Here is a 14,463-nt window from a genome sequence, read left to right on the forward strand (position 1 = left end):
CAGACCGGCGACGCGTCGCATGTACCGGTCGCTGTAACGTCTTCTTCCGTCCTGTGACATGAGAAACCGTACCTCCAAAAATCAGATCAGAATATTTCCAATCCAACTTTTGGGGTGCAGTTCATCTTCATGCCGGAATCCCCTTAAAACGTTCCGTCATAAGCCGCGAATCACCATCATCGCCGCAACGATCGCCGTCGCGCGGGCCTTGAGCCATGGCCCCGGCCCGCATCGGCGGTAGCGGATCATGCGCCGAACGGCGCGAAGGTCCCCCAATATACGGCGCATAGCAACGCGATCGCAGGCACTGCGAGGCATCCTGCGACGAACAGCCAGTCGCGCGTTCGCACCACGCTGACGCGCGCATGCGAGCGCGGGCCGGTTCCGCCGAATCCGCGCGCTTCCATCGCCGTGGCCAATGTCGTCGAACGACGGATCGACAGGACCAGCAATGCGAAGGTCTGCGGGAAGAACGCCTTGATCTTGTTGTCGTCGCCGAGGCCGCGCGAACGTCGCGACGCGGTCAGGGCGGCCCAATCGTCCTGCAATACGGAGAACAGGCGCATGCCGGCGAGACCGCCGTAGACGAAACGGTCGGGCAGATGCAGTACCTGGCTGAACGAGTCGGCCAGGTCGGTGGCGTCCAGGCCAAGCATCATGATGATGGCCGGTATGCCGATCGCCAGGATACGCAGTCCGGTGGCGAGCGCCAATTGCGCGGAACGGTCGGTGACCAGGATCAGGCCCCACTGCCACCATATGTCGCCGCCGGATTTGCCATACAGCAGCACTGCGAGAGCCGAGCTGGGCGCGCCGATGAACACGGGCCAGGTGGAGCGCAGTATGCGCCATGGCGTGAAGCGCAGCATCATCAGCAGCACCAGTTCGAGCGCCAGCGCCACCGAGGCGGATAGCGTGTCGAGGCTGAGCAGCAGCGGCAATGAGACGAGAATCGCTCCGATCAGACGGAACGCGGGATTGATGGATGCGAGGAACGGCGAGCGGCTGGCGGCTTTCGTGTCTTCCTTACGCTCGTTGACTGCGCTGACGGGCACCAGCATATCCGTTGGGGAGTGCGATGCGTTTTGCGCCAGCTCTGTTCCGAGGACGCTTTCGACGCCGTAGGCATTGTGCGTCTCACGCCATTCGGCGGCCGCGCGTTCCGGCAGCAGTTCGACGACGCGGGCGCCCAAGGCCGTGACCAGATCTCGGTCATGCGTGACGATGATGATGCTGACGCCGTCACCGCGCAGACTGTGGATCAGGCGCACGATCTGCATCCATGTACGGCGGTCCTGGCCGAAGGTCGGCTCATCCAGAATCAGCACGCGCGGGGCGGCCGCCAGCGCGGAGGCCACCGTCAGACGGCGTTTTTCGCCGCCGGACAACGTGTACGGGTTCGCATTGGCGTATTGGCTCAGACGGAAGCGTTTCAGCAGCTCCGTGGCACGGTCGCGGGCCTCCTGCTCCCCCACGCCTGCGCGCAGGGGGCCCAGCATCACCTCATCCATAACGCTTCCGCAGGCGAACTGGTGCTCCGGATTTTGGAAAACATAGGAGATGCGTGAGGTCAGCTGCGTGGATTTCCAGCCAATCGGCTCATCGCCTTCGGCGCCGATCGACAGGCTCGCGCTGGCATGCACATGGCCGGCGACCGGTTCCAGCAGGCCGGCGAGGGTCAGCGACAACGTGGATTTTCCGGCGCCGTTCGCGCCCACCAGAGCGGTGATCTGGCCGGGATGGAACTCAATGTCGATATGTTCGGCGATGGCTTGGCCGTCACGTCCGATGGATAGGTCCTCGACCTTCAGCACGGCTTTGCCGGTACCGGCGTCCGGCGAATATTCAGGCTCGTCATCCGTATGGATGCGGGTGATGTCATCTTCCGGACGGCGGTAACGGTCCGGCACCCAGATGCCGAGCTCGGCGAAGTCAAGGGAAGGATCGTTGAACACTTCATCCGGCGTGCCGTCCGCAACGACGACCGTGCGTTGGAATCCGCTGCGGTTGACCTCCTCTTCGTCACCCTCCTGAGCCACGCGCGCCGATTGCCGGCCTTCGGATTGCAATCCCAATACGATAACGCGATCGATCATGCCAATCCATGGGGCCGCGCGATGCTCGACCAGCACCATTGTGGAATGCTGTCGATCAAGTACATCACGCACCGCCCCCACCACCTGGTCGACGCCCTGCGGGTCAAGATTCGCGGTCGGTTCGTCCAACAGCAGCACGCCCGGGCGCATGGCAAGCGCTCCGGCCAATGCCAGACGTTGCATCTGACCGCCGCTTAAATGCAGAACGGAACGATGCAGCTGCACGCCATGGAGTCCGACCGCGTTCATCGAATCGTCCACACGACGCCAGATCTCCTCACGTTCGACGTTGAGGTTCTCCGGACCGAACGCCACGTTGTCGCCCAGACGCTGGAACACCGCTTGGGCGTCCGGATCCTGCAGCACCAAGCCGACGCGGCCGCGGGCCTTATGCACGTCGACGCCGTCCACCAGCACACGGCCTTCGGTGACGCCACCGTCCGCGTCGACCAGCGTCTGCGTGCCTTGTGAGGAGACGGTGGTCTGCTCGGCATGTTCCTCACCGCCAAGCAGACCCGCCGCGCCGGCAAGAATGGTCGATTTTCCAATGCCTGAAGCTCCCAACAGCAGCACTCGCTGCCCAGCTTCAACGGTAAGGTTCAAGCCACGTACCGAAAACTGTTTTCGCGAAGCATGTCGATAGCCCCAATTCTCGAAGCTCAAGGTTGCATTATCGGACATTGTTCCCCTTCGGTTCCTTTGCCTGCCGACCTGCGGTGTGACGCCGATTCGATTGAATAGTGCGGAATACGGGAATATCAGTGTTCGCGGATCTCCCGACCGGACGCGAACGCGTCAAGCGCGCCGGTTTTGGCGATGCCGATATACAGGTACCACATCAGCAGACCTGCGAACACGGCGCCTGAGACGATTGTGGTCAGCAGATACACGACGCCGTAGCTGCCAGTCAGATCGATGGCCTGCAGATGGGTGAAGAAGGAGTATCCCCAACAGCCGATGCCGGACACCGCGCCGGAAAGCACGATCACCGGCAGATTCCACTTCTTGTACATGAAGGCGAGCAGCACGATTTCAGCGAACAGGCCTTGAATCAGTGCGATCATGAACGTTCCTGCGCCGCCCCATTGGTTGCCCAGCAACGCCTCCAGCACGCCGGCGATCACTTCGGCGTACACCGCCGCGCCCGGCTTGCGCACGATAACCGCGGCCAGAGGACCGGCGAACAGCCACATGCCGTTGAGCACCCCCGCCAGACCGGGAACGACCAGTTCCAGCGCGCTCCACGGCGCGGTGGTGATAATCGACCAGAGCCAGTAGATCAAAGCCGAAGCCACGCCGATCACGGATGCCACTGCGATATCGACGACGCGCCACTTCATGGTAATTTGTGCAGACATAGATTGCCTTGTGCCTTTCGTTTCGGTTCACAGGCATCACACCCGTGAACATCCTCATTGAAGGCACGGGAAAGAGAGACGTCCGTGCGCCAGCATTATCTGGTTTCACGTTCAATCGGTCGAGGTTTCCCTCATCTCAGCCGCGTTCCGGTGCCGAACACCGGACGCAGCCCCCGTGTCCGGGGCAACACTATAGAAAAGGCCCATGACAGAATGAAGGCGGCCGATGGCATTCGACCGCCTTCGATGCTCATCCGTTCGTCACGGACGACGGAGCTACCTGGCCAGCTTGGCCAGCAGCAGCGCTTCGGTGACGATGTTCTTCTTCAGGCCCGGCAGGCTCAACGATTCGTTCGGGCTGTGCGCGTTCGCCTTCGGATCCTCCGGACCGGTGACCAGCACCTGGGCGTCGGGGAAGATGCGCTGCAGTTCCGGAATGAACGGGATGGAACCGCCTTCGCCCTTGTTGATCGGGGCGACGCCGAAGGCCTCCTCCATCGCTTCAAGCGCATCCTTCGTGGCTTCGGCGCTCGGATCCATGGCCCAGCCCATGCCGTTTTCGCCCGGCTCGACGCTCACTTCGGCGCCGAACGGAGCATGTTCGACAAGGAATCTAGTCAAAGCGGCCTGCGCCTCTTGAGGGCGCTGGTTCGGCGCGGTGCGCAGGGACAGACGGAACGTCGTCTCCGGGCTGACCACATTGAACGAGCCTTCCACCGGCTGCGCGTCGAAGCCGATGACGGTGACGCTCGGCTTGGTCCACAGGCGGGCGGCCAGGGAACCGGTGCCGGCCAGACGATAGCCGTCGACGATGCCGGCGTCGGCGCGCACGGTGGCCTCGTCCAGATCCTGCTGCAGACCGCCGATCGGCTCTTCCGCCGCGACACCCGGAATGGCCAGATCGCCGTTTTCGTCATACATGGAGGCGATCAGCATCGCGGCCAGCGTGTTCGCGTCGAGGATCGGGCCGCCGTACTGGCCGGAATGCACCGGATGGTGCAGCACCTTGACGTGCACGTCGACGCAGGTGTTGCCGCGCAGCGACGTGGTCAGGCTCGGGATCTCCGGGGCCCAGTTGCCCGAATCGGCCACGATGATCACGTCGGAGTCGAATTCGTCACGATGCTCTTCGATGAACGGGATGAAGCTCGGCGAGCCCATCTCCTCCTCGCCTTCGATGAACACCTTGATGTTGACGCCCAGATCGTCGCCCAGCGCCTTCAACGCGCCGGAATGGATGGCGATGCCGCCGCCGTCGTCGGCGGCCCCACGGCCATAGAGACGAGTGTCGATTTCGGTGCCGACGAACGGGTCCGTGTTCCATTCGGCCGGGTCCGGCACCGGCTGCACGTCATGGTGGGCATACAGCAGTACGGTCGGAGCCTGCGGGTCGACGATCCTGGAGCCGATCACCTCCCAGGCGCCGGGAGTGCCGTCCGCGTTATGCGCCTGTGCGACGGCGGCGTCCACGCCCACCTTGCGCAGTTCTTCGGCCACGAATTCAGCCGAACGCTTCATGTGCTCGCCGGTGATGCCATGCGCGGAAATCGACTGCAATGCGATTTTGCGATTGAGCAGGTCGACGATGCGATTCCAATCCTCTTCCACACGGGAGCGAATCTCGTCGGTAGTCACGACTGCCATGACTCTCCTTTTTACATACGCGATATCCGAAAGCGATATCGAGAATACGATTATCAGATGCCATTGTACGGCCATGAGCGGCCGCGACAGGCTTCGCCCGCCGTGCAAGGCGTCTAGGCTTCACCGTACCCTCTATGGCATGAATCTGTTTAAAAAGGAAGAGGACAAGGCACAGGAGCCCGTCAAAACCGCGCCCCAGCAGTCCGCAGGCAAAGGTCATCCTACGCCGAAGCGCAAGCAGGCGCAGGAAGCGGGCCTGCGACCCCTGGTGCCCAAGGACCGCAAGGCCAGCGCGAAAGCCGCCAAGCAGCGTCAGCGAGACAAGGAAAACGCCGAATACGAGGCGATGCAGCGCGGCGACATCGCCCATATGCCGAAAGCCGAACGTCTGCCGTGGCGCATCTACATTCGCGACTATGTCGATGCCCGCTTCAACCTGGGTGAATTCTTCATTCCGGTCGCATTCGGCATTCTCATCTGTTCGATGGTCGTGATGACCATCTGGCCGGCGTTGTATCTTGCGACGATGATACTTCTGTATGTCTATCTGGCCGCCGTCGTGATCGATGTGATACTCATGTGGCGCAAGCTCAAGAAGAAGCTCATCGAAAAGTTCGGCGAGCGCTCCGTCGCCAAGGGCATGCGTTCCGGATCCTACGCGTGGAGCCGCGCCATCCAGCTGCGCCGCTGGCGCATGCCCAAGCCGCGTTACCCGAAGCGTGGACATTGGCCGGAGTGACCCGCCCCGCATCGACCTTGCCGTTTCATCCGAACGCCGTCGGCGAAATGCCGGCGGCGTTCCTGTTTATCATGATTACATATGTGGAAACCGGAATGACGGTTCGGCAATCGCGAGTTTTCACGGCGACCACTGGTTATCATCGGTGACAGCTCATTCAATGACGAGGAGGCGGACATGCAGCAGCAATTCGACATCGCAATCATCGGCGCAGGCCCCGGCGGATACTCAACGGCGTTGCGTGCCGCCGAATTGGGCAAAAGCGTCGCCCTCATCGAACGCGACGCCACGTTGGGCGGCACCTGCCTCAATCGCGGATGCATTCCGTCAAAGGCGCTGATCACTGCGACGCATACGGCCAACGTCATCCGACATAGCGAGATGTTCGGCATCGAAGCAGCCATCTCATCCGTCGATTTCGGCAAACTGCGCAGCTACCGCACCGGCGTCGTCTCGACCATGACGAAAGGCCTCGCCTCGCTGGTCGGCGCACGCGGCATCACGGTCTTCCGCGGCGAGGCCGCACTGGACGCGCAACGCATCATCCATGTGACGCCATCGGACGGCAACGCCGAAATCCTGCGATTCGACAAGCCGGACACCCCGCAATCCATGGGGAGCAACGTCGACATCGTCGCGGACGACGTCATCGTCGCCACCGGATCGAGGCCACGCCCGCTTCCCGGCGAACCGTTCCGCAAAGCGGTCATCGATTCCACACAGGCATTGGAAGCGGACACTTTCCCCGATAGCGCCGTCATCATCGGAGCCGGCGCCATCGCCATCGAATTCGCCTCGATGTGGAACGCCGCAGGATGCGACGTGACGTTGCTGATCCGCAAGGACCGCGTCCTTTCGGGCTGGGACAGGCGGACGGGCGCCGCACTGACCCGCGAACTGAAAAAGCAAGGCGTCAATATCATTACGAACACCCGAATCACGTCGATCGACACCGGCGCCGATCTCGGAGCCACCGTGCATTACACGCGAGAAGGCAAGGACGGGCAGTTCAGCGCGATCGGCGTCGTCGCGCTCGTCGCGATCGGACGCGACCCGAACACGGATGACGCATGGTTCGATGAGGCGAATATCGAACGCGACGAACGCGGGCTGGTCGTGACGGACGAATACGGCCGCACCAGCATCGACCACGTGTGGGCGTTGGGCGACATCACACGCGGCCCCGCGCTGGCGCACCGCGCGTTCGAACAGGGCATCGTCATCGCGGAAAGCATCGCCGGACTGGCCCCCCGCCCGGTCGACGACGACACCGTTCCAGGCATCGTGTTCAGCACGCCGGAGGCGGCCACCGTCGGCATGACGCTCGACCAGGCGAAAGCGCATGACGGCATCGTCAACGTGACGGAAACCGCGTATCCGATGATGTCGAACGCGCGCATCATGATGAGCGGCACCGGCGGCGCGATGTCGGTCGTCTGCGGCGAAAGGGCCGACCGGCCCGGCGTGCCTGTCGTGCTCGGCGTGCATATCGTCGCGCCGACCGCAAGCGACCTGATCGCGGAAGCGCAGCAGGTCGTAGGCAATGCGATTCCGCTCGCCGACGCCGCCCGCCTGATCCATGCCCACCCCACGTTCGGCGAGACTTTCGGGGAGGCGCTGCTCAAGGCCGACGGACGCCCGTTGCATACGAGGTGACGGCAAAACGGCACGAAAACGCCGGCGATGCTGATAGACTAACGTTTCAGTGTGTTCAACCACGTCAACCAAGTGAGGAAGCATGGCAGAAAAGGAAGAGAAGCCGAAGGGCAAGCAGCATCTGTTCAAGCAGATCATCCAGATCTACAAGTACACGCATGAATCGGACAAGCAGCTGCCTTGGTTCCTGGCGGGCGCGGCGCTCGCCCCGGTCATCGTGGGCATCGTTCTGGGCCTCGTATTCCACTGGTCGTGGCTCACCTGGATCTTCACGATGGTCACGTTCATCATGATCGGCGCGCTGCTGGCCACCATCACTTTGACGAATCGTGCGGATAAGGTCGGCTATGCCAAGCTTGAAGGACGTCCCGGAGCAGCCATCAGCGTGTTGGGCAACATCAGCAAGGCCGGCTTCACCTTCCCGCAGGAACCCGTCTGGATCGATCCGAAGACCAAGGACGTCATCTGGCGCGGCACCGGCTTCAACGGCATCTACCTGCTGGGCGAGGGCGACTACAAGCGTCTCGTTCATGCGATGGACCGCCAGGAACAGCGCATCAAGGGCGTGACCGCGGGCTCCTCCATTCCGGTCTACCGCATCTACGTCGGCAAAGGCGAGCATCAGGTGAGCCTGCAGAAGCTGCGCAAGACGGTGATCAAGAGCAAGAGCTACGAGCCGACCCATCATAAGAACAAGCTCATGGCCGCCATCCATCCCAAGCGTCGTTTCCTGCTGACCAAGATGGAGCTTGATACGTTGAACGGCCGTCTGCGCACGCTGCAGAACAAGGCCGGCATGGGCATCCCGAAGGGCATCGACCCGAACCGCCCGCAGAAGATCAGCCGCCGTGCGATGCGCGGACGCTGACCGTCATCAGAATCCGGGCGTGCTCTTGGATCGTCCTGAACGACGGGCGACGCCCCGAAAGCCCTGGGAAAAGCCCTTTCCCGGGGCTTTTCCCTTATCCGGAACACCTTTTGGACACGGTCGCGCCCCCATCACGAAACATTCTCGTAACCCAAACCGCGAGTGGGCGAAACGCTTTCCTCTACACTTGGAACCCGTAAGTTACTTTTTTTCATGGAACACATGGAAAGGAGCGGTCCCGTGACTGCACTGGAAACCAAGGCCGATGCCGAGGCCCTCATCAACAAGGAAGGCGTGGAATACGTCTCCGTCCAATTCACCGATCTGATCGGCGTTCAGCAGCACTTCAACGTGCCGGCCAGCGAATTCCTGAAGGACGCCTTCGACGACGGCATGGCCTTCGACGGTTCCTCCATAGAGGGATTCCAGGCCATCAACGAGTCCGACATGAAGCTCATCCCGGACGTCACCACCGCCTACATCGATCCGTTCCGCAAGCACAAGACCCTGAACGTCTCCTTCTCCATCGTCGACCCGCTGACCGACGAACCGTATTCGCGCGATCCACGTCAGGTCGCGGCCAAGGCCGAAGCCTATCTGAAGTCCACCGGCATCGCCGACACCGCCTACTTCGCTCCGGAAGCCGAGTTCTTCCTGTTCGACAAGGTCCGTTTCGAAAACTCCATGCAGCGTTCCTTCTACGAGGTCGACTCCGTCGAAGCCCCGTGGAACTCCGGCCGCGACGTCGAAGACGACGGCACCGCGAACATCGGCTTCAAGAACCGCGTCAAGCGCGGCTATTTCCCGTTGCCCCCGATCGACCACACCCAGGACCTGCGCGACGACATGGTGTCCAATCTGCAGAAGGTCGGCCTGGTGCTCGAACGCGCCCACCATGAGGTCGGCGCCGCGGGCCAGGAGGAGATCAACTACCGCTTCAACTCCCTGCAGCATGCAGGCGACGATCTGATGAAGTACAAGTACGTCGTCCATGAGACCGCCGCTCAGGCCGGCAAGGCCGCGACCTTCATGCCGAAGCCGATCGCGGGCGACAACGGCACCGGCATGCACTGCCATCAGTCCCTGTGGAAGGACGGCAAGCCGCTGTTCTTCGACGAGAAGAACTACGGCGGCCTGTCCGACATGGCCCGCTGGTACATCGGCGGCCTGATCAAGCACTCCTCCTCCGTGCTGGCCTTCACCAACCCGTCGTTGAACTCCTATCATCGTCTGGTTCCGGGCTTCGAGGCCCCGGTCAACCTGGTGTATTCGGCCCGTAACCGTTCCGCCGCGATCCGCATCCCGCTGGCCGGCACCTCCCCGGCCGCCAAGCGCATCGAATTCCGCGCCCCGGACCCCTCCTGCAACCCGTTCCTGGCCTTCTCCGCCCAGCTGATGGCCGGCCTGGACGGCATCCTGAACCACATCGAGCCGCCGGCACCGATCGACAAGGACCTCTACGAACTGCCGCCGGAAGAGCATGCCGGCATCAAGCAGGTCCCGAGCTCCCTGTCCGAGGCCATGGACGCGCTGGAAGCCGATCACGACTTCCTGACCGCCGGCGACGTCTTCACCGAAGACCTGATCGAAACCTGGATCGGCCTCAAGCGCGGCGAAATCGATCAGGCCCGCCTGTGCCCGACCCCGCTGGAATACGAACTGTATTTCCACATCTGACATTTCCGATGCAGGTCATTGCCCCGCAATGGCCTGCGTCGGATATGAATGTGCCCCTTGGCGACAAAGCCAAGGGGCACATTCATATCCGACGCGAAACCGAAACCGAAGCCGGATGCCTGGGATCAGGCGAACTGGGAATTGTACAGGCGGGCATAGGCGCCGTCGGCCGCCAGCAGCTCATGATGCGTCCCCTGTTCGATGATCGTGCCGTGGTCCATCATCAGGATCAGATCGGCGTCCACGATCGTGGACAGGCGGTGCGCGATGACGAAACTGGTCCGTCCGCGCATCAGCGTGTCCATCGCCTTGCCGATCTCCCGCTCCGTATGCGTATCCACGGACGACGTGGCCTCGTCGAGGATCAGGATCTTCGGATCGCACAGGATGACGCGGGCGATCGTCAGCAGCTGCCGTTGGCCTTGGCTGATGTTTTCCGCATCGTTCGCCAATCTGGTGTCGTAGCCGTCGGGCAGCGTGCGTACGAAATAGTCGACGCGGGCCATCTTCGCGGCCGCGACGATCTCCTCGCGTGTGGCGTCGGGACGCCCGTAGGCGATGTTTTCGGCGATCGTGCCGTCGAACAGCCACGCGTCTTGCAGCACCATGCCGAATTCGCCACGCAGTTCGGTACGGTTCATCCGACGGGTGTCGACGCCGTCGAGCAGGATCCGGCCGCCGTCGATCTCGTAGAACCGCATGAGCAGGTTGATCAGCGTGGTCTTGCCTGCTCCCGTGGCGCCGACGATTGCGGTACGGTGGCCCGGTTCGGCGACGAACGAGACGTCCTTCATCAGCGGACGTTCCGTGTCGTAGCCGAATCTGACGTGCGAGAAATCGACGCGGCCGCGCAGCGGTTCGCGCACATGCGCAGGTTCGGGCGGTTCGGGTTCGATCTCCTCCTCATCCAGAATGTCGAACACGCGTTCCACCGAAGCCAGCGCCGACTGCAGACTGTTGATGGTGAACGACATCTGCGTCAACGGTTCTGAAGCCTGGTTGATGTATTGGAAGAAGGCCTGGAACACGCCCACGCTAAGCTGTCCGGCGGCCAGCATCAGGCCCGCCATCACGGCGATGACGACCTGTGAGAGACGAACGATCAGACGGATTGCGGGGCTGATCGCATTGGTCATGAAATCGGCTCGACGCATCGTATCCGCCACGTCCTGCGTGGCCTGATGGATGCGCTCCGAACTGGACTCCTCCTGGTTGAAGGCGCGGATGATCGAACGGCCCGAATACGCCTCCTCCACATGTCCGGTGAGGATGCCGACCGCCCGCTGTCGTTCGGCCGCCAGCACCAAGGTCTTGGATGCCACGAACCGCGTCACGAAAGTCGATCCGACGGCGAATACGAGGAACACCACAGCCAACCAGACGTTGATCGTCACCATCATCACGACGGCGCCGGTCACCTGGCCGATGGCGACGAGCAGACGCAGCAGACCGGTCTGCAGCACCTCGCTCATCTTGTCCAGATCATTGGTCACACGGCTGATGATGCGGCCGGGCTGATGCGCGTCATAATACTTGAGCGGCAGTTTGGTGAGTTTCTCGCCCACCTGGTTGCGCAGAATCAGGTTGATGCGCTCGGCGAAGCTGGCCATCACGAAGGTCTGCGTCGAATAGAACGCCCACTGCAGCGTATAGAGACCGAACAGCCCCAGGCATTGCATCCCGCCGTTGCGCCAGGTGATGCGGAACTGTTCGCCGGACTGCCAGGCGGCCTGCACCTCGCCCCAGATCAGATCGATCAGATAGGCGGTGTACATCGGTCCGGCCAATGTGACGGCGACGTACAATACGATGCTGACGCATACGGCGAAGATGCGCCAGTGCTGTGATTTTGCGACGGACCAGAGACGGCGCACGGTGGCTTTGAGGTCGCGGGGAACCTCCAGTTCCTCTTCGTCGTCATGGGTCGGTGTCGCGGTTGCCTCGCTCATCGGGTCACCTCCATCTTCCGGTTGTCCGTTTGGCCTGCCGCGGCCGGTCGTTCGATTGATTCCAGTGTTTCGGCCGGCATCTGCGAGCGCGCGATCTCCTGATAGGTCGGGCAATCGCGCATAAGCTCCTCATGCGTGCCACGGCCCTGCACTTTGCCATCCGCCAGTACGATGATCTGGTCGGCGTTGACGATGGTGCTCACGCGTTGTGCGATGATCAGCATGGCCGCGTTCCTCATCTCGCTTGCCAATGCGCGGCGCAGCGCCGCATCTGTGGCGAAGTCGAGCGCGGAGAACGAGTCGTCGAAGATATACAGGTCGGCTTTTTTCACCAATGCGCGGGCGATGGCGAGACGTTGCCGTTGCCCGCCGGAGAAGTTCGTGCCGCCTTGCGCCACGCGTGACTCCAGTTTGTCGGGCAGTTCGCGCACGAACGAGCCTTGGGCCACGTCGAGCGCGTGCCAGAGTGCCTCGTCGGTGGCGTCGGGGTTGCCGTAGCGCAGGTTTTCGGCGATGGTGCCGGAGAACAGCCATGCTTTCTGCGGCACGTAGGAGATTCGTTCGCGCAGTTCATGCTGGGTCATGTCTTTGACGTTGCGTCCCTGCACGAGCACGCGGCCGTCGGTCGCGTCGATCAGGCGCAGCATCAGGCGCGCGACCGTTGATTTGCCTGAGCCGGTCGGGCCGATGATGGCCGTGGTCTGGCCGCGTCGGCATGAGAACGTGAGGTCGCGCAGCGTGTCTTCGGCGCCGTCCGCGAAACGGAAGGTGAGGTGGTTGAAGCATACGACCTTCTCGTTTTCGATCGGTTCGCCGTCGTCGGTCTGGCTGTTCCATGCGGATGCGGCGCCGCGGTCGGTGGCGGTGTCGGAGACTCCGTCCTCGATCGAAGGCTTGCGGTCGATGACCTCCTTCGCGCGTCCCAGGCAGATGAATGCACGCGGCACCATGAACATCACGAATCCGGCCATCATGATGTAGAAGAGGATCAGGATGGCGTATTCGACCAGCGCCGTGATGTCGCCGATCTGCATCGCATGCGCGCCCACGCGGTCGCCGCCGATCCAGATGACGACGACGATGACGATGTTGATGAAGAAGAACGACAGGCTGTCCAGTCCCGCGAACATCAGATTCACTTTGATGGCGCTGTCGGCGTAGTCGGAGAAGGCTTTGCCCATGCGCCCGCGTTCATGAAGGTCGCGTCCAAACGCGCGTATGACGCGGACGCCGGTGATGTTTTCGCGCAGCACGGTGTTCATGCGGTCGATGAACCGTTGCAGCCTGTCGAAGATCGGAACGGCTTTGGCCACGACGAACACGGTGATCGCCGCGACGATGGCCACGGTGAGCAGCAGCACCCAGCCCATCGTCACGTCGATCACGAACGACAGAGTGATGCCCATCACGCAGATGATCGGCACGGGGACGAGCATCTGCAGGCTCATCATCAGCGTCTGCTGGATGACGTTGACGTCGTTCAGCGTGCGTGTGATCATCGAGCCGGTGCCGAATTCCTTGAAGTCGCCGTCGGCGTAACGCAGCGACGAATCGTAGATGGCGTTACGGATGTCGCGGCCCACGTCGGAGCACAGTTTTGCACACAGATAGCTACCGCCCAATGCGCCTGCGCCCGACAGCACGGTGACGACGAGCATCAGAACGCCGGTGGACACGATATTGTCGATGCCGCCTTCGGTGGCTCCGATGTTGATCATCGAGGCAAGAATGGTGGGGATGAACAGCACGCCCGCCACATCGAGCAACAGCGCGAATACGGTTGCGGCCGTCAGCGCCTTGTATGGTTTGAGGAATCGTAACAGCAGTCTCACGGTGTGGTTGCTCCTTCCCTTGTCCGTCGTTGTGCAATCGTTGTTATTCGTGGTGATCGCCGTCGCTGCCGGTGTTCAGCGCATTGTTCAGCAGATGCGCATAACGGTCGATCAGTTCGAACATCATGTCGCGTTCCGACGCGCTCAGTTCGGTGAGCGCCTGCTTTTCCATACCCATAGCCGGATCGATATTGTCGTGTGCGAATCGCACGCCGGCCTCGGTCAGATCGATTTGCTTTTCCCTTCGGCTGCCGGCCGCATAGTCGACTGTGACCAATCCGCGCCCCTCGAGCTGACGGAGCGTGGACGATACGGTCTGCCTGCTATAGAGCCAAACCTGCGACAGTTCGTTCTGCGGCATCGCGCTGCCTGCTTCGCGCAATGCGTACAGCATCCAGAACGCGCAGTCGGATAGGCCGCTGCGACGGGCGATTTCGTGGTATACGCGATCGATGCCTTTCCAGGAACGATTGAAGCGTTCCAGCAATACCGAAGCGCCGTCGGTCATGGGTCCCTCCTCTGCAGTCATACAGCGGCATCGCAATCATTGCCGTGTCACGCATCCGTCGAGCATGATGCGACCCGCACATCCTGCCGACACGCGACTTTGTCAAAATTCAGACAATAGTATTTCATGATAATCC

Annotated in this window: 10 protein-coding genes; 4 read left to right on the plus strand and 6 right to left on the minus strand. The window is 61.9% G+C overall.

All coding sequences use genetic code 11. The features are described 5' to 3' along the window. Positions 1 to 245: 245 nt before the first annotated feature. The 3 genes from AC1AX7_RS08685 to AC1AX7_RS08695 form a co-directional block, all read right to left on the minus strand. Entirely contained in the window at positions 246 to 2,777 is a 2,532-nt protein-coding gene (locus AC1AX7_RS08685; protein ID WP_476509689.1) for an ATP-binding cassette domain-containing protein, read from the minus strand. A gap of 77 nt (positions 2,778 to 2,854) precedes the next feature. Next, on the minus strand, positions 2,855 to 3,454 hold the full coding sequence (locus AC1AX7_RS08690) for an ECF transporter S component (RefSeq protein ID WP_476509690.1): 600 nt from the start codon (positions 3,452 to 3,454) through the stop codon (positions 2,855 to 2,857). 276 nt (positions 3,455 to 3,730) lie between these two features. Beyond that, complete coding sequence (locus AC1AX7_RS08695) at positions 3,731 to 5,098, minus strand: M20/M25/M40 family metallo-hydrolase (RefSeq protein ID WP_476509691.1); 1,368 nt, start codon at positions 5,096 to 5,098, stop codon at positions 3,731 to 3,733. A gap of 139 nt (positions 5,099 to 5,237) precedes the next feature. On the opposite strand from AC1AX7_RS08695, the gene AC1AX7_RS08700 reads away from it, so the two are divergent. The 4 genes from AC1AX7_RS08700 to glnA all read left to right on the plus strand — a co-directional run bounded on the left by AC1AX7_RS08700 (position 5,238) and on the right by glnA (position 10,038). Continuing rightward, positions 5,238 to 5,837, plus strand: a complete 600-nt coding sequence (locus tag AC1AX7_RS08700; RefSeq protein WP_476509692.1) for a DUF3043 domain-containing protein — start codon at positions 5,238 to 5,240, stop codon at positions 5,835 to 5,837. Between the two features lie 177 nt (positions 5,838 to 6,014). Beyond that, on the plus strand, positions 6,015 to 7,493 hold the full coding sequence (lpdA, locus tag AC1AX7_RS08705; RefSeq protein WP_476509693.1) for a dihydrolipoyl dehydrogenase: 1,479 nt from the start codon (positions 6,015 to 6,017) through the stop codon (positions 7,491 to 7,493). Between the two features lie 82 nt (positions 7,494 to 7,575). Beyond that, entirely contained in the window at positions 7,576 to 8,361 is a 786-nt protein-coding gene (locus AC1AX7_RS08710) for a DUF4191 domain-containing protein (protein ID WP_476509694.1), read from the plus strand. Positions 8,362 to 8,601: 240 nt separating this feature from the next. Next, positions 8,602 to 10,038 (plus strand): type I glutamate--ammonia ligase, encoded by a 1,437-nt coding sequence (gene glnA, locus AC1AX7_RS08715; protein ID WP_476509695.1) that lies wholly within the window; start codon positions 8,602 to 8,604, stop codon positions 10,036 to 10,038. Between the two features lie 125 nt (positions 10,039 to 10,163). On the opposite strand, the gene AC1AX7_RS08720 is transcribed toward glnA, so the two are convergent. From AC1AX7_RS08720 to AC1AX7_RS08730, 3 genes are read right to left on the minus strand one after another with little or no spacing between them, the layout of a single operon-like run. Continuing rightward, positions 10,164 to 11,987: an ABC transporter ATP-binding protein gene (locus AC1AX7_RS08720; RefSeq protein WP_476509696.1), complete on the minus strand. Its 1,824-nt coding sequence runs from the start codon at positions 11,985 to 11,987 to the stop codon at positions 10,164 to 10,166. Further along, positions 11,984 to 13,819, minus strand: a complete 1,836-nt coding sequence (locus AC1AX7_RS08725; RefSeq protein WP_476509697.1) for an ABC transporter ATP-binding protein — start codon at positions 13,817 to 13,819, stop codon at positions 11,984 to 11,986. Before AC1AX7_RS08725 ends, AC1AX7_RS08720 begins: the two co-directional genes overlap by 4 nt. Before the next feature lie 43 nt (positions 13,820 to 13,862). Beyond that, positions 13,863 to 14,327: a MarR family winged helix-turn-helix transcriptional regulator gene (locus AC1AX7_RS08730; RefSeq protein ID WP_476509698.1), complete on the minus strand. Its 465-nt coding sequence runs from the start codon at positions 14,325 to 14,327 to the stop codon at positions 13,863 to 13,865. Between the last annotated feature and the right edge of the window lie 136 nt (positions 14,328 to 14,463).

It is taken from the genome of Bifidobacterium sp. LH_449 (assembly GCF_056356755.1).

Coding starts and splice junctions, on each gene's coding strand:
- AC1AX7_RS08685 (WP_476509689.1), bottom strand. CDS start 2,777: ATGTCCGATAATGCAACCTTGAGCTTCGAGAATTGGGGCTATCGACAT.
- AC1AX7_RS08690 (WP_476509690.1), bottom strand. CDS start 3,454: ATGTCTGCACAAATTACCATGAAGTGGCGCGTCGTCGATATCGCAGTG.
- AC1AX7_RS08695 (WP_476509691.1), bottom strand. CDS start 5,098: ATGGCAGTCGTGACTACCGACGAGATTCGCTCCCGTGTGGAAGAGGAT.
- AC1AX7_RS08700 (WP_476509692.1), top strand. CDS start 5,238: ATGAATCTGTTTAAAAAGGAAGAGGACAAGGCACAGGAGCCCGTCAAA.
- lpdA (WP_476509693.1), top strand. CDS start 6,015: ATGCAGCAGCAATTCGACATCGCAATCATCGGCGCAGGCCCCGGCGGA.
- AC1AX7_RS08710 (WP_476509694.1), top strand. CDS start 7,576: ATGGCAGAAAAGGAAGAGAAGCCGAAGGGCAAGCAGCATCTGTTCAAG.
- AC1AX7_RS08720 (WP_476509696.1), bottom strand. CDS start 11,987: ATGAGCGAGGCAACCGCGACACCGACCCATGACGACGAAGAGGAACTG.
- AC1AX7_RS08730 (WP_476509698.1), bottom strand. CDS start 14,327: ATGACCGACGGCGCTTCGGTATTGCTGGAACGCTTCAATCGTTCCTGG.